We start from the raw sequence: 17,711 nt of genomic DNA, 5'->3' as shown, positions 1-17,711 counted from the left end.
TCACATCCCCCGCGAGATCACGAGGCGCATGATGTCCGATGTGCCCTCCTCGATCTCCTCCAGCCTGGCGTCGCGCATCCACTGCTCCACCGGATACTCGCGGGAGTAGCCCCATCCGCCGAGCGTCTGGACCGCCGCCCAGGTGCAGTACGCGGCGGTCTCCGATGCCGTCAGCTTGGCCATGGCGGCCTCCGCCGTGGCGTCCAGGCCGGCGTCGAGCCGCTTCGCGGCCCGCCAGGTCATGAGCCGCGCCTGCTCGACGCGCGTCCGCATGTCCGCGAGCCGGAAGGCCACCGCCTGGTGCTCGATGACCGGCTTGCCGAACTGCTGCCGGGTCTTCGCGTAGTCGCGGGCGTACTCGTACGCGGCCCTGGCCACGCCGGTCGCGGCGGCGCCCAGCACGGTGCGGGAGATGTCGAAGGTGCGCATGAGCCCGTGGAACCCCTGGCCCTCCGCGCCGAGCCGGTCCGCCTCGGGGACGAACGCGTCGCTGAAGAAGATCTCCCGGCAGACGATCGCGCGCTGGCCCATCTTCCGCATCGGTTCGCCGAAGGTGACCCCCGCGGTGTCCTTGCGGAGCAGGAAGGCGGTCACGCCCCGGGAGCGCAGGGACGGGTCGGTCTTGGCGAACACGACGTACTGCTCGGCCTCTCCGGCGTTGGAGATCCACGCCTTCTGACCGTTCAGCAGATACCCGCCGTCCGTGCGCGTCGCCGTGGTGCGGATGGAGGCCGCGTCGGATCCGGAGCCCGGCTCGGTGACGGCCAGCGAGGTCATGGGGGTGTCCGGACCGGCCAGCGGGGTGAGCCAGGCGCGCTTCTGGTCCTCGGTGCCGAGCGCGAGGAGGGGGTCGGCGAAGAAGCCGTTGGAACAGAGCAGATTGCCGATGCCCAGATCACCGACGCACAGCTCCTCCTGGACCAGGCACTGGGTGAAGACATCGGTGAAGCCGCCGCCCCCGTACTCCCCGGGAAGCATGAATCCGGTGATCCCGACCCTGGCCGCCCTGCCCCACAGATCCCAGGGCGTCTCGACATCGGCCTCGTCCACCGCGCGCGCCCTCGGGCGGATCTCGTCGCGCGCGAAGGTCCGGGTGAGTCCGACGATGTCGCGCTGATCGTCGGTGAGCGGAACCAGTTCGGCGGGCAGCTCGGACATGATGCCTCCAGACACGGCAGCAGAAGCGATTTACTGAACCGTCAGTCAGTATCTGGAGGATGGAGCGCCACTGTCAACGAGTGCGCTACTGAATCATGAATCAGTTAATGTCGGCTCTCGCCGTCACCGCGGCCGGTGACGCCGGGCCGGGTGTTCCAGGACCACATGTGCGTGCACCGCGGGCACTGGAGGTGGACGACCGGCCCCTTGTTGGAGATCAGATAGCGCCAGTGCTCGAAGCAGTTGCGGCGGCCGGCGCAGGTCTCGCAGTGGCGCGCGTCGTCACAGACGGGGCAGGCCACCCAGGCGCGACGGCCGGAGTCCGCCTGCGGATCAATGGGCAGCCGCACGGCCCGGCTCCTCCCCGGGCAGGACACCCGCCGCCACCAGCATGTCGTAGGTGCGCCGCTGCTCCGCGTCGAGACCCGAGTAGAGGAGGGCGTACGCCTCGTCCTCACCCCGGAGTGCGGCCACCGGGTCCCAGCCGGGCCCGAGCGCGGCCACGACCTCGGCCCGCCGCCGGGCCTCCTCGAAGGTCAGGTCGATCGCGAAGGGGGTGAGCTCGGTGGCGTTGTCCGGATTCATGGCGACACTTCCGACGTACTGGCAGAACCACCCCCATCCCTACCAGGCCCGCAGGGCACTGGGGAAGGGTGACCTAAGTCGCCCCCGGGCGGCCCGGGGCCGCGTCCCGCCCGGGCCACCGCCGGGACGTCCCCGGATCCACCGACGGGGGCGGGCCGTTGCCGGCACCAGACCCTGAACGCACCGGTACGGCCCCCTCAGGGCCCTGTGACGTACTTCATGGGTCTGCCCCGCAGGACGGAGTGAGCGCGGGTGCGCAGACCGGCACCACCACGCCGGCCCCGCGTCACTTCCCGGTGACCTGCGTGCGTACCGCGCCCATGCTCGCCACGATCACCAGCGCGATCGCCAGCGCGTCCACTCCGGACAGCGCCTGGTGCAGCACGAGGAAACCGGCCGTCGCCGCGATGGCCGGCTCCAGGCTCATCAGGACCGCGAACGTCGAAGCGGGCAGTCGGCGCAGGGCGAGCAGCTCCAGGGTGTACGGGAGTACGGACGACAGCAGCGCCACCGCCGCGCCGAGACCCAGCGTGCTCGGGACGAGCAGTTTCGAGCCCGCGTCCGCGATGCCCAGCGGCAGCATCAGCAGGGCGCCCACCGCCATCGCCAGCGCCAGCCCGTCCGCGCGCGGGAAGCGGGCGCCGGTGCGGGCGCTGAAGATGATGTACGCGGCCCACATGCAGCCCGCCGCGAGCGCGAAGGCCACACCGGCCAAATTCAGACCGCCGAATCCGCCGCCGCTCAGCAGCACCACCCCGCAGAGGGCGAGCCCCGCCCACAGCAGGTTCACCAGGCGGCGTGAGGCGATCACCGAGAGGGCCAGCGGGCCGAGCACCTCCAGGGTCACGGCCGCGCCCAGCGGGATGCGGTCGGCCGCCTGGTAGAAGAAGCCGTTCATGGCGGCCATCGCGACCCCGAAGACCAGGACCGTGCCCCAGTCCGTCCGGGACAGCCCGCGCACCCGGGGGCGGCACACGACGAGCAGCACGATCGCGGCGACGGCGAGCCGCAGCGAGACGACCCCGAGCGCCCCGGCCCTCGGCATCAGCCAGACGGCGACGGCCGCCCCGAACTGCACCGAGATCCCCCCGGCCAGCACGAGCCCGAGCGGCCCCAGCCGACCGCGCAGCCCGGTGGCTCCGGAGTCACCAGCGGCGACGGGGGCGGCGGAGGGTTCGGTCAGCGCGGTGTCGAGGGCCTTGGCGTCGGCGGGGGCGATCGGATCCATGACGTCCAGAGTAAGGGCCCGGGGCCGTATCTCCCTCTTACGGTTTCCGGTCGGCTCCCGCCCGGCCCTCGCCCTCCACGGACCTGTCCAGCCCCTCGGCCAGTACCTCCGCCAGATGCCGTCCCGGCCGGCCGCCCAGCCCGGACAGCTGCTCCAGCTGCGTACGGCAGGAGAAGCCGTCCGCCAGGATCTCCGCCCCGGTCCCCGCCGCCCGTACCGAGGGCAGCAGCTGCTCCTCGGCGCAGGCGACCGACACCTGGTAGTGGCCGCGTTCGAAACCGAAGTTGCCGGCGAGACCGCAGCAGCCGCCGCTGAGTTCGCCCGTCAGGCCGGCCCGGTCGCGCAGCCGGCGTTCGGCCGCGTCGCCGAGGACGGCGTGCTGGTGGCAGTGGGTCTGGCCCGCCACCTCGCGGTCCAGCACCGGGGGCCGCCACTGCGGGGCCTGCTCCTCCAGGGCCTGGGCGAAGGTCCGTACCGCCTTCGCCAGCCGGTGCGCGCGCGAATCGTCACCGAGCAGCTCCGGCAGGTCGGTCCTGAGCGCGGCCGCGCAGCTCGGTTCCAGGACGACGACGGGCAGCTCCGCGTCGAGCAGCGGCTCCACCCGGTCCAGCGTGCGCCGCATGACCGCGCGGGCCTGGTCGAGCTGACCGGTCGTCACATAGGTCAGCCCGCAGCACACCCCGTCCGGCGGCAGTGCGATGCCGAGCCCCGCCGACTCCAGGACCCGCACCGCCGCCCTGCCCACCTGCGGGGCGAGGTGGTCGGTGAAGGTGTCGGGCCACAGGACGACGCGTGCGGGCGGCTGCACCCGGGTGCCGAACCACCGCCGGAACGTCTGCGGCGCGAGCGCCGGGATGGTCCGCTCCGGCGCGATCCCGCCCAGGCGTTTGGCGAGCGACGCCAGCGGTCCCACCCCGGCCAGCGCGTTCACCGTGCGGGCGTAGGGCGCCGCCGCACGCAGCCAGCGGGGCAGCCGGCCCATCGCGTAGTGCGCGGCGGGCCTGCGGCGGCCCGCGTAGTGGTGGTGCAGGAACTCCGCCTTGTACGTGGCCATGTCGACGCCGACCGGGCAGTCGCTGCGGCAGCCCTTGCAGGAGAGGCAGAGGTCGAGGGCGTCGCGCACCTCTTCCGAGCGCCAGCCGTCGGTGACGACCTCGCCCGCCAGCATCTCGTGCAGCAGCCGGGCGCGTCCGCGCGTGGAGTGCTGCTCGTCGCCGGTGGCGCGGAACGACGGGCACATGACGTCGGTCCCGGACGCCGTCTCCGTACGGCACTTGGCGACGCCCACACAGCGGCGTACGGCGGCGGAGAAGTCCCCCTGGTCGTGCGGGTAGCCGAACTCCACGTCCACCGGCTCCGACGGCAGCACCGCGAAGCGGAGGTTCTCGTCCAGCCGGTGCGGCCTGGCGAGCATGCCGGGGTTCATGCCGCCCGCCGGGTCCCAGACGTCCTTGAACCGGCCGAAGAGGCCGACCAGTTCGTCCCCGTACATCGTGGGCAGCAGCTCGGCGCGGGCCTGCCCGTCGCCGTGTTCGCCGGAGAGCGAGCCGCCGTGCGCGACGACCAGCGCGGCCAGTTCCCCGGAGAAGGTACGGAAGCGCGCGACACCGCCCGGGGTGAGGAGGTCGAAGTCGATCCGTACGTGGATGCAGCCGTCCCCGAAGTGGCCGTACGGCGTACCCCGGAGACCGTGCGCGCTCAGCAGCGCGCGGAAGTCCCGCAGGTACGCGCCGAGCCGGGCCGGCGGCACGGCGCAGTCCTCCCAGCCGGGCCAGGCCTCCGACCCGTCCGCCGTGCGCGTCGCGGTACCGCTCGCGTCCTCGCGGATGCGCCACAGGACGCGCTGGGCCGCCGGGTCGTCGATGACCAGGGCGTCCAGCGCGTCGGCCGCGCGCACGATTCCGGCGGCCCGCGCGCGGGCCTCGGCCCGGTCGGCGCCGCCCGTCTCCACGAAGAGCCAGGCGCCGCCGCGCGGCAGCCCGGCGGGCTCGCGCACCAGGTCGGCGGCCATGCCCTCGACGGTCAGCGGGTGATGCGGCAGCAGCCCGGCCGCCGCGTCGGCCGCGTCGCCCTCGTGGGCGTAGCCGAGGACGGCGAGGGCCCGCGCGCGGGGCGCTTCGACCAGCCGTACGGTCGCCTCGGTCAGCACCCCGAGCGTGCCCTCGCTGCCGCAGAAGGCGCGGGCCAGATCGGTGCCGTTCTCGGGGAGCAGGGCGTCGATCGCGTATCCGGAGATCCGGCGCGGCAGACCGGCCGGGTAGCCGGTGCGCAGCAGTGCCAGGTGCGTGTCCACGAGTGCGCGCAGGCCGGCCGGTGCGCCTTCCCAGCCCCGCCCGAGCCGGTGGGTGCCGCCCTGGTAGGCGGCGGTGGTCAGCCGGACGACGTTGTCGGCCGTGGTGCCCCAGGCGACCGAGTGCGAGCCGCAGGAGTTGTTGCCGATCATTCCGCCGAGCGTGCAGCGGCCGTGCGTGGACGGGTCGGGACCGAAGGTCAGGCCGTACGCGCCCGCCGCCGACCGCAGGTCGTCGAGGATCACGCCGGGCTGGACCACGGCGGTCCTGGCCCCGGCGTCCAGCGAGACGATCGCGCGCATGTGCCGGGTGAAGTCGAGGACGACGCCGGTGCCGGTGGCCTGTCCCGCGATGGACGTACCTCCGCCGCGCGGCACCACGGGCACTCCGTGGGCGCGGCACACGTCCAGTACGGCGGCCACGTCGTCGGCGTCGCGCGGGGCGACGACACCGCGCGGGACCCGGCGGTAGTTGGAGGCGTCCATGGTCGTCAGGGAGCGGGCGGTGACCCCGAATGCGACATCTCCGCGCACGGACCGGCGCAGCGCGCGCTCAAGATCGTCGCTGCTCTGACCACTGCTCTGACCACTGCTCAGGCCACTGCTCAGGCCACTGTTCTGCCCGCTCCGCTGCCCGTCCCGGTGCTCACCCATGGCTCCAGCATGCCCCTGTACACAATGTGTATCTGAGCTAACAATTTCCACACCTGCAACTTCCCAAACCGATCACCAACCCTCCTATAGTTGGCATCTGTTACACAGGAATATTCGTATCCCTTTAGTTCACTGATAACCGTTTTACTCCACTTCCACCCCTTCTGACCTATCCGTCCATGAGGACTCCGCCAGATGACAGAGCGCCCCCCGCTCCGCCCGACCGCGCTGGCTCTGCTGATCTCCGTGATCGCTTCGGGCCTGCTGTGCGTATGGGCGGTGGCCGCAGCCCCCGACCACATACGCACCCCACTCGCCTGGTGCTCGGCCGTGGCAGCCCTGCTGTTCAGTGCCGCCGTCGCCACCGCCGTCCACGCGGTGACGTACGCCGGCAGAACATCGCGGAGTCTCCGCGCCCGGATCGATCAACTGAGCGCGGAGAATTCGCAGTTCGGCGCGCGGGCCGCCCGTGCCGACGCCGAGTACGAGAACCGGGCCGCCCAGCTCACCTCCGCCTACGAAGCGAGGATCGCCGAGCTGATCGGGCAGCGTGAGGCCACCGCCGCCGGGCTCACCGGGGAGTACAACGCGAAGACCGCCGAGCTGACCGCCCGGATCAACCGCGCCGAGTCCGTGCGCTCCGCCGCCCTGTCGGCGGCCGCCAACGCCGCCGGCCGGATGCAGGCCCTGGCCACCGGGATGCTCGCCGACCTGCGCGAGATGGAGCACCGGCACACCGACGAGGACGTACTCGGCGATCTGCTGCACCTCGACCACCGCACGGCCCAGGCGGGCCGGCTGGCCGACTCCATCGCCGTCCTGGCCGGTGCGCGCTCCGGACGCCGCTGGGCCAAGCCGATCGTCATGGAGTCGATCCTGCGCGGCGCGATGGGCCGGATCGCCGGATACCAGCGGGTACGCCTCCACTCGACCAGCGAGATCGCCATCGCGGGCCACGCGGCCGAGGGCGTCATGCACGCGCTCGCCGAACTCCTGGACAACGCGGCGAACTTCTCGCCGCCCACCGCCGAAGTGCATGTGTACGTCGAGGAGGTCCCGGCCGGCGTGATCCTCACCATCGAGGACAGCGGCCTGGTCATGAGCGACGTCCAGCTGCGCCGCGCCGAACGGGCCGTCACATCGGAGACCACCCAGCAGACCGACCTCGCCGGTCTCTCCGGGACCAGGCTCGGCCTCGCTGTGGTCGGACGGCTGGCCCGCAAGCACGGGCTGACCGTGTCCTTCCGCCCGTCGGCGCGCGGCGGCACCGGTGTCCTGGTGCTGCTCCCGCACGAGCTGATCACCCGCACACCGCGTCCGGCCGCACCGGCGCCGCTGGCCGCCCCGGCCCAGCACGCCAGGGCGGAGGACCGGCGCACCCTGCCGGAGACCCCGCTCGCCCCGCAGGCCACCGAGGTCCCGCAGATCGCCGAGGCCCCCCGGCTCACCGAGACCCCCGGGGCCGCACCGGCTCCCCTGCCCACGCGCTCGCCCGCACCGGCGTCCGTGCCCGTATCCGCGTCCGTGCCCGCGTCCGCATCCGCATCCGCATCCGCATCCGCATCCACGGAAGCGGAGCCGGCGGCGACCCCCGCCGACCGGTCCGCTTCCGCCTCCGAGCCCGAACCGGCCCACTCCGGCGCCGAGTTGGGCGAGAGCGGACTGCCCAAGCGGCGGCGCGGCCAGACCATGGCGGCGGCGCATCCGGAAGGCACCCGTATCCCCGGGTCCTCCAAGCCCGTCGACTCGACCTCCTCCACGACATCCGCCGCCAGGTTCAGCACGTTCCGCCAGGCCCTACGTGGCGATTCCCCGAACCCGGAAGGCAGCAGCTCATGAGCACGACCACCACCGACGAGAAGCTCAACTGGCTCCTGGAGAGCCTCCTTGAGCGCACCCCTGGCGCCCGGCACGCCCTGGTCCTCTCCCGTGACGGACTCAAGCTCTGCCGCACGTCCGCGCTCTCGGTCGACCAGGCCGACCAGCTGGCCGCCATCTCGGCCGGTATCCAGTCCCTGTCGCACGGCGCGTCCATCGAGTTCGGCGACGGCACCGGCGGCGTACGGACCGCGATGGCCGAGTTCTACGGCGGCGTGCTGTTCATCGTCGAGGCGGGCGACGGCGCCCACCTCTCCGTGGTCGCCGACGAGTCCGCCGACGTCGGCCTCATCGGGCACAACATGAGCGAACTGGTCGAGCAGCTGGGCGAACACCTCAGCGCCGAGCCGCGCGCGTGACCGCCCCGGTGCCCAGGCCCAGGCCGGGGCGTGACGACGATCCGCACCGCCTCTACACCGTCACCGGTGGACGCAGCCGGTCCGACGCCACCGCCTTCGACCTGGTGACCCTGGTCGTCGGTGAGTGCGACCCGACGCCCGGCATGCAGTCCGAGCACGCCACGATCCTGCGGATGTGCGGCCGCCCCACGGCCGTCGTGGAGATCGCGGCCGGGCTGAAGCTGCCCGTGTCCATCACCCGGATCCTGCTCTGCGACCTGCTCGACACGGGCCGGATCAGCGCCCGCCACCCGCGCACCGCACGCGGCGCCGACAGCCTTCCCGACCCTCACATCCTGGAGCAGGTGCTCGTTGGACTCCGCAACCTCTAACCAGAACGCCCTGGCCGGCACCGCCGACAACGGTCTCAAGATCGTCATCGTCGGCGGGTTCGGCGCAGGGAAGACCACCATGGTCCGGTCGGTCAGCGAGATACGCCCGCTGAACACCGAGGAGACGATGACCCAGGCGGGGGCGGCCGTCGACAACACCGACGGGGTGCAGGCCAAGACCGCCACCACTGTCGCCTTCGACTTCGGCCGCATCAGCATCGACGAGCGGACGATCCTCTACCTCTTCGGCGCGCCCGGCCAGGAGCGCTTCTGGTTCCTCTGGGACCGGCTGTTCTCCGGCACGCTCGGCGCGGTCGTCCTGGTCGACACCCGCAGACTCGCCGACTCCTGGTACGCCATCGACCGGCTGGAGCACCACGGCACACCGTTCATCGTCGCCTGCAACGACTTCGGCGGCCCGGTCCACTCCCTGGAGCAGCTCCGTGAGGCGCTGGACCTCTCCCCCGAGATCCCGCTGATCGACTGCGACGCCCGGGACCGTACGTCGAGCAAGTACGTACTGATCACCCTCCTCCAGCACCTGCACGCCCTGTCCTCAGCGTCCACAGCGTCCTCGACATCCGCGGCGGCATCCGCAGCGGCGTCCGCACGGGAGCCAAGCACCACATGACCACCGACACCCCGCCCACTCCGCTGAGCGGCCCGCGATTCCAGACGGACCCGACGCAGCTCTACCGGGAGATGCGGCGCGCGCACGGCCCGGTGGCGCCGGTGCTGCTCGACGGCGACGTACCGGCCTGGCTGGTCCTCGACTACCGCGAGCTGCACCAGGTCACCGCCGATCCGGTGCTGTTCAGCCGGGACTCCGACCTGTGGAACCAGTGGGACCGCATCCCCGACGACTGGCCGATGCTGCCGATGATCGGCCGCAAGCAGCCGTCGATCCTCTACACCGTGGGCGAGCGCCACCGCGAGCGCGCGGGGATGATCGGGGACGCGCTGGAGTCGGTCGACCCGTTCGAACTGCGGCGTATCGCGGAGCAGTTCGCCGACGAGCTGATCAACTCCTTCTGCGGCAGGGGAGAAACGGACATCATCGGCCAGTACGCGATGCTGCTGCCGGTCCGGGTGCTCGCCCGGCTGTACGGCTTCCCGGACGACGAGGGCCCGGCCCTGGTCAAGGCGATGAACGACATGATCGACGGCCGTGAACTCGCCCTGGCGGGAGCGCAGTACCTCGGGCAGTCGATGGCGAACCTGCTCGCCATCCGGCAGGTGTCGCCCGCCGAAGATGTCGCCTCGCACATGCTGGGCAACGAGGCGGGCTTCACCGTCGAGGAGATCGCCCAGGACCTGATGGTCATGATGGCCGCGGGCCACCAGCCCACCGCCGACTGGATCGGCAACTCGCTGCGGCTGATGCTGACCGACGACCGGTTCGCCGCCTCGCTGTCGGGCGGCCGGCACAGCGTCGCCGAGGCGATGAACGAGGTTCTGTGGGAGGACACCCCCACCCAGAACGTCGCGGGCCGCTGGGCCTCGCGCGACACCCACCTCGGCGGCCGGCACATCCAGAGCGGCGACATGCTGCTGCTCGGTATCGCCGCCGCCAACGCCGACCCGCAGGTGCGCACCGACGGTTCGGCGCTGACCGGCGGCAACAACGCCTTCTTCTCATTCGGCCACGGCGAGCACCGCTGCCCGTTCCCGGCCCAGGAGATAGCGGAGGTCATCGCGCGTACGGGGATCGAGGTCATCCTCGACCGCCTTCCCGACGTCGATCTCGCGGCCCCCGGGGAGAGCCTCACCCAGCGTCCTTCTCCCTGGCTGCGCGGCCTGTCCACCCTGCCCGTCACCTTCACACCGGTTCCCGCACTGTGACCCGAAGACCCTCGCAGTGCGGCCGTTCCCGCCACAGGAGGCACAGATGAGTTGCCCGGTCGACCACGGAAGCCACGCCGAGAGCATCGCCCTGGATCCGTTCGTCCAGGATCTGGACAGCGAGAGCGCCGCACTGCGCGCGGCGGGTCCGCTGGCCCGTGTCGTCCTGCCGGGCGGGGTGGCCTGCTACGCGGTGACCCGGCACGCCGAGGCCAGGCAGCTGCTCACCGACTCCCGGCTGGTGAAGGACATCAACCTCTGGGGCGCCTGGCAGCGCGGTGAGATCCCGCTGGACTGGCCGCTGATCGGGCTGGCCAATCCGGGCCGCTCGATGCTGACGGCCGACGGCGCGGAGCACCGCAGGCTCCGTACGCTCGTCGCGCAGGCGCTGACCGTACGCCGGGTGGAGCGGCTGCGCGCCGGGATCGAGAAGCTGACCACCGGGATGCTGGACCGGCTGGCGGAGATCCCGGCCGGGGAGACGGTCGACCTGAAGGCGGAGTTCGCGTACCCGCTGCCGATGAACGTGGTCAGCGAGCTGATGGGGGTCGACGCCGCCGACCACCCCCGGCTGAAGACCCTCTTCGAGAAGTTCTTCTCGACGCAGACGCCGCCGGAGGAGGTCCCGCAGATGATGGCGGACCTCGGCACCCTCTTCTCGAAGATCGTCGAGTCCAAGCGGGCCGAGCCGGGCGACGACCTGACGAGCGCGCTGCTCGCGGCGTCCGAGAACGGCGACCACCTCACCACCGAGGAGGTCACCAACACCCTTCAGCTGATGATCGCCGCAGGCCACGAAACGACGATCAGCCTGATCGTCAACGCGGTCGTCGCCCTCCAGGCCCACCCCGAGCAGCGCAGGATGGCGCTCACGGGCGAAGTGCCCTGGGAGAACGTCATCGAGGAGACGCTGCGCTGGTCGACCCCGACCTCGCACGTCCTGATCCGCTTCGCGTCCGAGGACATCGAGGTGGGCGGCACGGTGCTGCCGAAGGGCGAGGGACTGATCATCTCGTTCGGCGCGATCGGCCGCGACGAGGAGGCGCACGGCCCGACGGCCGACGACTTCGACATCACCCGCACCCCGAACCGCCACATCTCCTTCGGCCACGGCCCGCACGTCTGCCCCGGCGCCGCGCTCTCGCGCCTGGAGGCGGGCGTCGCCCTGCCCGCGCTGTTCGACCGCTTCCCCGAGCTGCATCTGGCGGTCCCCGCGACGGAGCTGCGCAACAGGCCGGTGGTCACCCAGAACGACCTCTACGAGCTGCCGGTGAGGCTGGGCGGCTGAACGGACGCCCGCACCCCGGGACAGCGCGAGCCCCGGGGCGGGCCCGGCGGGGAGAGCCCGCCGGGCCGGGCGGCCGGGAGACCGATGTCACGCCCCGTAGCGCCCGTCTCAGCGGCCGGACCCTCTGTCCGTAAACGCCCGGAACCGGCTACGCTCCGGCACGTGGCTGAGATCCGGATTCCCGCTGACATCAAGCCCGCCGACGGCCGTTTCGGCGCGGGCCCCTCCAAGGTGCGTACGGAGGCGCTGGACGCCCTCGCCGCGACCGGTACTTCCCTGATGGGCACCTCCCATCGCCAGGCCCCGGTGAAGAACCTGGTCGGCGCGGTGCGCGCAGGCGTACGCGACCTCTTCCAGCTTCCCGAGGGCTACGAGGTGATCCTCGGCAACGGCGGGTCCACCGCCTTCTGGGACGTCGCGACCCACGGGCTCATCGAGTCCAAGTCGCAGCACCTCAACTTCGGTGAGTTCTCGTCCAAGTTCGCCAAGGCCTCCAAGCTGGCCCCGTGGCTGGCCGAGCCGACCGTGATCGCCTCCGACCCGGGCACCCACCCGGACCCGAAGGCGGAAGCGGGCGTGGACGTCTACGCACTGACGCACAACGAGACGTCGACGGGCGTCGCGGCCCCGATCAAGCGCGTCACCGGTGCCGACGAGGGCTCCCTCGTCCTGGTGGACGCCACATCCGGCGCGGGCGGCCTGCCGGTCGACATCACCGAGACCGACGTCTACTACTTCGCCCCGCAGAAGTCCTTCGCCTCCGACGGCGGCCTGTGGATCGGCGTGTTCTCCCCCGCAGCGCTGGAGCGCGCGTCGCGCATCCACGCGTCGGGCCGCCACGTCCCGGAGTTCTTCAGCCTGCCGACGGCGATCGACAACTCGCTCAAGAACCAGACGTACAACACCCCGGCCCTCGCCACGCTGTTCCTGCTGAACGAGCAGCTGACCTGGATGAACACCCAGGGCGGCCTGGACTGGACGGTCGGCCGCACGGCGGCGTCCGCGCGCGCCCTGTACGGCTGGGCCGAGCAGTCCAAGTACGCGACCCCGTTCGTCACCGACCCCGCGAAGCGCTCGCAGGTCATCGGCACGATCGACTTCGCGGACGAGATCGACGCGACGGCCGTCGCGAAGGCGCTGCGCGCCAACGGCATCGTGGACACCGAGCCGTACCGCAAGCTGGGCCGCAACCAGCTGCGGGTGGCGATGTTCCCGGCGATCGACCCGAAGGACGTCGAGGCGCTGACGGCCTGCGTCGACTACGTGATCGAGCAGCTGTAGTCCTCCGGACACGGCCTGTACGAGAGGGCCCCGGCAGCCAGTGGCTTGCCGGGGCCCTTCGCCGTACCGCGCCGCAGGTGCCTGCTCAGGCCCCGTCTCCGCAGGTGCCTGCTCAGGCCCCGTCGACCAGCCGCTGAAGCGCGGGCCCGCACAGGTCCGCCAGCCGCTCGGGCGTGGCCAGTTCGCCCGCGCCCGGCCGGTGCAGGCTGAGCGCCGCGCCGATGCCGAGGAGCTGGCCCGCGATCAGTTCGGCCCGCAGTTCGCGCTCGTCGCCGGTGAGGCGGGCGGCCAGCCGGGAGGTGACCTGCTCGCGGAAGCGCTCCTTCAGCAGGGAGCGTTCGTCCCGGTTGCCGAGGGAGAAGACCACCCGCAGCAGCGGGTCGGCCTGCCGCTCGCGGCGGCTCCGTACGAGAGCGAGCACCAGGTGCCGGCCGAGCGAGCCGAGGGGCGCGTCGAACAGCTCGTCGGCGGCCGAGCCGAAGTCGGCGACCGTGTTGAACAGCTCTTCCTTCGTGCCGAACCGCTTCACGATCAGCGAGGCGCTCACGCCCGCGTCGGCGGCGATCCCGCGCATGGTCACCTCGGCGTACGGACGCTGGGTGAACGCGCGCCGGGCGGCGAGCAGAATGGCGTCGCGCCCCGTCGCACCGGGATGCGCGCCCCTGCCGCTCTCACCGGTGGCTTCCGTACCGCTGACTCCCGTACCGCTGACTCCCGTACCGCCGATGGTCATGCGTCCTCCCGGACCAGCGTGTGCGGACCTCGCTCCCCGACCGTACCGGCCACACCGGTCGCACCGGTCGCACCGGCCGGGCGCCCGGGAATGCACAGCGTGACGGCCAGCGCGGCGAGCGCGGCGCCCGCGGCGATCAGGAAGACCAGCAGATACGCGTGCAGGGTGGGCGCGGTGTGGCCACCGACCCGGAAGGTGACGTTCGCCAGCACGGCGGCCACCACGGCGCTGCAGAAGGCCTGGCCGACGGAGCGCATCAGGGTGTTGAGCCCGTTGGCGGCTCCCGTCTCGCTCACCGGGACCGCCCGCATCACGAGCGAGGGCAGCGCGGAGTAGGCGAGGGCGGTGCCGGACGCGACGACCGTGGCGCCCACGATGATCAGCCACAGGCTGTGACTGGTGAAGAAGCGCACGAGGTACCCGACGGCCAGGACGCCCGAGGCGAGCGCGAGCGTGACCTTGGGCCCGTACCGGGCGGAGATCCGCGCGGAGACCGGGGAGAGCGCCACCATGGAAAGCCCGCCGGGCAGCAGGCAGAGCCCGCCCACGACGATGGAGGCACCGAGGCCGTATCCGGTGCTCTTCGGCTCCTGCACCATCTGGGCGGTGGAGAGGGAGTTGGCGTAGAAGGCGAAGCCGATCAGCAGCGCGGCGAGGTTGGCGAACAGCACGGCGGGACGGGCGGATACGCGCAGGTCGACCATGGGCGAGGCGACCCGCAGCTCGTACCGGCCCCAGACCAGCCCGATCACGACGGCGGCGGCGAAGAGGCCGACGATCCGCCCGGATCCCCAGCCCCACTCGCCGCCCTGCGTGGTGGCGAGGAGCAGGCAGACCAGTGCGCCGCTCAGCCCGAGAGCGCCCAGCGCGTCGAACCGTCCGCGCGCCCGCAGCGGCGATTCCGGTACGACGGCCACCACCAGCACGATGTCCAGCACCCCGAGCCCGGCGGACGCCCAGAACATGGTGTGCCAGTCGGAGTGTTCGATGACCATGGCGGCGACCGGGAGCCCCACGGCGGCGCCGATCCCCAGCGTCGAGCTCATCAGCGCGACGGACGAGAGCACCCGGGCGGGCGGCAGCTCGTCGCGCATGATGCTGATGCCCAGCGGTACGACGGCGAGCGCGGCGCCCTGGAGCGCGCGCCCGGCGATGAGCACCCCGATCTGCGAACTGACCGCGCAGAGCACGGACCCGACGACCAGCACCCCGAGCGCGGCGACGAGCACCCGCCGCTTTCCGTACATGTCACCGACCCGCCCCAGGACGGGCGTGCAGACGGCCCCGGTCAGCAGCGTGACGGTGACGAGCCAGCTCGCGGCGGCGGGGGTGGCCCCGGTGAGCGCCGGAATGTGCGGCAGCAGGGGCACGACGAGTGTCTGCATGACGGCGACGACGACACCGCAGAAGGCGAGAACGCCGACGAACATCCGCGGGTGGGGAGCCTTCTCGGGCGCATCAGGTCCGGATATGGCTGGGGACATGTACGGCTCTCCGTAGGACGCAAAGGGGTGCACACACGTTCACGCCACAGGGTAAACGCTTGTGCACCCCGGCCGGAACACGTCTGTCCCGACAGCCCTCGGGCGGACCGGCACGCTCGCCGCATAAAGTGAAACTCCCGCCCCATCCGCACAACCCCCATCTGCCCCACCCCGGAGGCCTCTGCCCGTGCCCGACGACATCCGGTCCGGCCAGCGCCTGAGCGGCAACTGCGCGAACTGCTTCGGGCTGTGCTGCGTCGCCCTCCCCTTCACCGCGTCCGCCGACTTCGCGGTCAGCAAAAGGGCGGGACAGCCCTGCACCAACCTCCAGTCGGACTTCCGGTGCGGCATCCACACCCGGCTGCGCGACAAGGGTTTCCAGGGCTGCACGGTGTACGACTGCTTCGGCGCGGGCCAGCAGGTCTCACAGGTCACCTTCGGCGGCCGGGACTGGCGGCAGGCGCCGGAGACGGCGGAGCGGATGTTCGCCACGTTCCCCGTCGTGCGCCAGCTCCACGAACTGCTCTGGTACCTGACCGAGGCGCTGGCCCTCGCCCCGGCCGCCCCGGTCCACCCCGGCCTCCGCGACCTGCTCGAAGCCACCGAGGCACTCACGCTGCTCGGCCCGGACGAACTGGCCGCCCTGGACGTCGGGGCCCACCGCCAGCAGGTCAATGAACTGCTGCTCCGCACCAGCGAACTGGTCCGCGCCACGGCGGACCAGGCCCAGAAGGAGGAGTTCCGGAAGAACGAGGCACGAAAAGGCCAGGCACGGAAGGGCCAGGCACGGAAGAACCACCGGGGCGCCGACCTCATCGGTGCCCGCCTCCGGGGCGCGGATCTGCGCGGGGCCACGCTGCGCGGGGCCTATCTGATCGCAGCCGACCTGACGGGCGCCGACCTCCGCCTGGCCGATTTCATCGGGGCCGACCTCCGCGACGCCGACCTCACCGGCGCGGACCTCACCGGCTGCTTCTTCCTCACCCAGCCCCAGCTGAACGCAGCCAAGGGCGACGCCACGACCAGGCTCCCTCCGTCCCTGGTCAGACCGGGTCACTGGGGCGCGTAGGGACGGGCTCCCGGCAGCCCCCGTACCTCGCTTCACGCGTCCGGGCGACCGTTTCGGAAGCCCGCTCAGCAGCCCGGACCGGCCTACCATGATGTTCTCGACACCAGCCACCAGGAGGCCCTCATGTCTGCCGCAGCAGTCGAGCGCCCCTGTGACGGCGAGCCGCCGACCCTGCTCGAAGAGGCCGACACCCCCATGGAGCAGCCTCGAAGTCACATCGAGCAACTACAACCAGGACCTGCGGGCCAAGGTGTCCGTGTATGCCGAGGCCGACATCCCCGTCTACGTGATCGTGAACCGCAAGCACCAGCGCGTCCACGTCCTCACCGAGCCGGTCGGCAGTGACTACGCCAGCCACCAGATCTTCGCCGCAGGGCAGCAGGCCCCGTTGCCCGCCTCGATCGGCGGCGACGTCACCCTCGATGTCACCTCGGTCCTCCAGGCCGGGGCGCCTGTCCGCGCCAAGGACTGACGCACCGGCAGGGCAGCCGGCGTCACCTCCGCCCCCTGCCGAACAGCCGCTTCACCCCCATGAACAGCACGAACAGCACGGCGAAGACACCCACACCCCATGCCGTCGGAGACCCCCCGGAGTCACCCCCGCTCCCCGCGCCCGACGAACTCCCGCTGCCGGAAGACGACTTGCCGCCGCCCGACCCCGTCGGCTTCTCCACCGGGAAACGCAGCACCCGGCTCTGCGCCCCCTCGGAGCCCATCATCAGCGCCGATCCGTCCGGCGTGTACGTCACCGACTCGGCCTGGCCCTGGAACGGAACGCCCAGCTCGTGTTCGGTGCCGAGTCCGCCGCCGGGCTTCCAGTCGTACGACTCCGCCCCCAGATAACCCCGCAGGGTCAGCTGCTTCCCGTCCGGCGAGAACGCGCCGTCGGTCACCCACGGCACGTCGTCGATCCGCCGGAAGACATTGGTCTTCGAGGCGGACAGCTTCGCGGGCCCCACGTACAGCCCGCCCTTGGTCTGGTTCTTCGACGCGATGTAGACGCGGCCCGTCTTCGGGTGGACCATCAGCGCCTCCGCGTTGCGGGGCCCGTCGGCGTACTTGACGGTGAACTGCGTGGCCCGGACCGTCTCTTCCTTCTTGAGCTGCTTCGGCTCGGGGAAGCGGTAGATCCAGACGTGGTCCCAGCTCCCGTCCAGGTTGTCGCCGATGTCCCCGACGTAGATATCGCCGTCGGGCCCGATCGAGATCGCCTCGACGTCGCGCGGCGCCCCGACACCGCGCATCGTGACCCGGGCCACGGTCTGCCCGGTCTTCGAGTCCACCGCGTAGACGTACGGGCCGTCACTGCTGTCGTTGTGGGTCCAGTAGATGCCCGGGTGGAGACGGCTCGCGGCCAGGCCGCTGGACTCCGTGATCCGGGGATCCTTGATCGTGAAGCCGCCGTCGTCCGCGGCTGCCGGGCCGGCCGGGACAAGGGCGAACAGGACGGTGGCCGCGGCCCCGGCGACGTACTGAAGCGAACGCATGCCC

17 protein-coding genes are annotated in these 17,711 nt (G+C 71.8%); 9 read left to right on the top strand and 8 right to left on the bottom strand.

What is annotated here, in order from left to right; genetic code table 11:
- From OG285_RS20010 to OG285_RS19990, 5 genes are all read right to left on the bottom strand, one after another.
- Positions 1 to 1,158, bottom strand: a complete 1,158-nt coding sequence (locus tag OG285_RS20010) for an acyl-CoA dehydrogenase family protein (protein WP_356827985.1) — start codon at positions 1,156 to 1,158, stop codon at positions 1 to 3.
- A gap of 104 nt (positions 1,159 to 1,262) precedes the next feature.
- Positions 1,263 to 1,508, bottom strand: a complete 246-nt coding sequence (locus OG285_RS20005; RefSeq protein WP_356827983.1) for a hypothetical protein — start codon at positions 1,506 to 1,508, stop codon at positions 1,263 to 1,265.
- Positions 1,492 to 1,743 (bottom strand): DUF6400 family protein, encoded by a 252-nt coding sequence (locus OG285_RS20000; protein WP_356827981.1) that lies wholly within the window; start codon positions 1,741 to 1,743, stop codon positions 1,492 to 1,494. The genes OG285_RS20005 and OG285_RS20000 overlap by 17 nt, the downstream gene beginning before the upstream one ends.
- Before the next feature lie 286 nt (positions 1,744 to 2,029).
- On the bottom strand, positions 2,030 to 2,971 hold the full coding sequence (locus OG285_RS19995) for a DMT family transporter (RefSeq protein WP_371791750.1): 942 nt from the start codon (positions 2,969 to 2,971) through the stop codon (positions 2,030 to 2,032).
- A gap of 37 nt (positions 2,972 to 3,008) precedes the next feature.
- Complete coding sequence (locus OG285_RS19990) at positions 3,009 to 5,915, bottom strand: FAD-binding and (Fe-S)-binding domain-containing protein (protein WP_371791749.1); 2,907 nt, start codon at positions 5,913 to 5,915, stop codon at positions 3,009 to 3,011.
- Positions 5,916 to 6,110: 195 nt separating this feature from the next.
- Between OG285_RS19990 and OG285_RS19985 the strand changes: the two genes are divergently transcribed.
- From OG285_RS19985 to serC, 7 genes are all read left to right on the top strand, one after another.
- Positions 6,111 to 7,754 carry a sensor histidine kinase gene (locus tag OG285_RS19985; RefSeq protein ID WP_371791748.1) on the top strand — a complete coding sequence of 548 codons (1,644 nt, stop codon included), beginning with the start codon at positions 6,111 to 6,113 and terminating at the stop codon, positions 7,752 to 7,754.
- Positions 7,751 to 8,152 carry a roadblock/LC7 domain-containing protein gene (locus OG285_RS19980; protein ID WP_266855721.1) on the top strand — a complete coding sequence of 134 codons (402 nt, stop codon included), beginning with the start codon at positions 7,751 to 7,753 and terminating at the stop codon, positions 8,150 to 8,152. The genes OG285_RS19985 and OG285_RS19980 overlap by 4 nt, the downstream gene beginning before the upstream one ends.
- Entirely contained in the window at positions 8,149 to 8,523 is a 375-nt protein-coding gene (locus tag OG285_RS19975) for a DUF742 domain-containing protein (RefSeq protein ID WP_356827972.1), read from the top strand. Before OG285_RS19980 ends, OG285_RS19975 begins: the two co-directional genes overlap by 4 nt.
- Positions 8,504 to 9,154 (top strand): ATP/GTP-binding protein, encoded by a 651-nt coding sequence (locus OG285_RS19970; protein WP_356827970.1) that lies wholly within the window; start codon positions 8,504 to 8,506, stop codon positions 9,152 to 9,154. The genes OG285_RS19975 and OG285_RS19970 overlap by 20 nt, the downstream gene beginning before the upstream one ends.
- Positions 9,151 to 10,365, top strand: coding sequence for a cytochrome P450 (locus OG285_RS19965; RefSeq protein ID WP_371791747.1), 1,215 nt, complete (start codon positions 9,151 to 9,153; stop codon positions 10,363 to 10,365). The genes OG285_RS19970 and OG285_RS19965 overlap by 4 nt, the downstream gene beginning before the upstream one ends.
- Before the next feature lie 46 nt (positions 10,366 to 10,411).
- Positions 10,412 to 11,653 (top strand): cytochrome P450, encoded by a 1,242-nt coding sequence (locus OG285_RS19960; RefSeq protein ID WP_371791746.1) that lies wholly within the window; start codon positions 10,412 to 10,414, stop codon positions 11,651 to 11,653.
- A 162-nt stretch (positions 11,654 to 11,815) separates the two neighbouring features.
- Entirely contained in the window at positions 11,816 to 12,934 is a 1,119-nt protein-coding gene (serC, locus tag OG285_RS19955; RefSeq protein WP_356827964.1) for a phosphoserine transaminase, read from the top strand.
- Positions 12,935 to 13,046: 112 nt separating this feature from the next.
- Here the strand turns inward: serC and OG285_RS19950 are convergent, their stop codons facing one another.
- Positions 13,047 to 13,667 carry a TetR family transcriptional regulator gene (locus OG285_RS19950; protein ID WP_371791745.1) on the bottom strand — a complete coding sequence of 207 codons (621 nt, stop codon included), beginning with the start codon at positions 13,665 to 13,667 and terminating at the stop codon, positions 13,047 to 13,049.
- Positions 13,664 to 15,151 (bottom strand): MFS transporter, encoded by a 1,488-nt coding sequence (locus OG285_RS19945; RefSeq protein ID WP_371791744.1) that lies wholly within the window; start codon positions 15,149 to 15,151, stop codon positions 13,664 to 13,666. Before OG285_RS19945 ends, OG285_RS19950 begins: the two co-directional genes overlap by 4 nt.
- A gap of 187 nt (positions 15,152 to 15,338) precedes the next feature.
- Between OG285_RS19945 and OG285_RS19940 the strand changes: the two genes are divergently transcribed.
- Together OG285_RS19940 and OG285_RS19935 are read left to right on the top strand one after the other, a co-directional pair.
- Positions 15,339 to 16,220 carry a pentapeptide repeat-containing protein gene (locus OG285_RS19940; protein WP_371791743.1) on the top strand — a complete coding sequence of 294 codons (882 nt, stop codon included), beginning with the start codon at positions 15,339 to 15,341 and terminating at the stop codon, positions 16,218 to 16,220.
- A gap of 88 nt (positions 16,221 to 16,308) precedes the next feature.
- The gene (locus tag OG285_RS19935; protein ID WP_371791742.1) at positions 16,309 to 16,692 is read left to right on the top strand and encodes a Uma2 family endonuclease; all 384 of its coding nucleotides are present in this window, start codon (positions 16,309 to 16,311) and stop codon (positions 16,690 to 16,692) included.
- 22 nt (positions 16,693 to 16,714) lie between these two features.
- Here OG285_RS19935 and OG285_RS19930 read toward each other — a convergent pair whose 3' ends face one another.
- Positions 16,715 to 17,707 carry a WD40 repeat domain-containing protein gene (locus OG285_RS19930; RefSeq protein ID WP_356827956.1) on the bottom strand — a complete coding sequence of 331 codons (993 nt, stop codon included), beginning with the start codon at positions 17,705 to 17,707 and terminating at the stop codon, positions 16,715 to 16,717.
- Positions 17,708 to 17,711: the final 4 nt, after the last annotated feature.

Source organism: Streptomyces sp. NBC_01471, from assembly GCF_041438865.1.
In the GTDB taxonomy this organism is placed as follows: domain Bacteria; phylum Actinomycetota; class Actinomycetes; order Streptomycetales; family Streptomycetaceae; genus Streptomyces.
Note: the sequence above shows the minus strand (reverse complement) of the source record. Positions and strands in the feature narration are given on the sequence as shown.

Coding starts and splice junctions, on each gene's coding strand:
- OG285_RS19950 (WP_371791745.1), bottom strand. CDS start 13,667: ATGACCATCGGCGGTACGGGAGTCAGCGGTACGGGAGTCAGCGGTACG.
- OG285_RS19980 (WP_266855721.1), top strand. CDS start 7,751: ATGAGCACGACCACCACCGACGAGAAGCTCAACTGGCTCCTGGAGAGC.
- OG285_RS19990 (WP_371791749.1), bottom strand. CDS start 5,915: ATGGGTGAGCACCGGGACGGGCAGCGGAGCGGGCAGAACAGTGGCCTG.
- OG285_RS20000 (WP_356827981.1), bottom strand. CDS start 1,743: ATGAATCCGGACAACGCCACCGAGCTCACCCCCTTCGCGATCGACCTG.
- OG285_RS20010 (WP_356827985.1), bottom strand. CDS start 1,158: ATGTCCGAGCTGCCCGCCGAACTGGTTCCGCTCACCGACGATCAGCGC.
- OG285_RS19985 (WP_371791748.1), top strand. CDS start 6,111: ATGACAGAGCGCCCCCCGCTCCGCCCGACCGCGCTGGCTCTGCTGATC.
- OG285_RS19935 (WP_371791742.1), top strand. CDS start 16,309: ATGATGTTCTCGACACCAGCCACCAGGAGGCCCTCATGTCTGCCGCAG.
- OG285_RS19960 (WP_371791746.1), top strand. CDS start 10,412: ATGAGTTGCCCGGTCGACCACGGAAGCCACGCCGAGAGCATCGCCCTG.
- OG285_RS19930 (WP_356827956.1), bottom strand. CDS start 17,707: ATGCGTTCGCTTCAGTACGTCGCCGGGGCCGCGGCCACCGTCCTGTTC.
- OG285_RS19995 (WP_371791750.1), bottom strand. CDS start 2,971: ATGGATCCGATCGCCCCCGCCGACGCCAAGGCCCTCGACACCGCGCTG.
- OG285_RS19945 (WP_371791744.1), bottom strand. CDS start 15,151: ATGTCCCCAGCCATATCCGGACCTGATGCGCCCGAGAAGGCTCCCCAC.
- OG285_RS19965 (WP_371791747.1), top strand. CDS start 9,151: ATGACCACCGACACCCCGCCCACTCCGCTGAGCGGCCCGCGATTCCAG.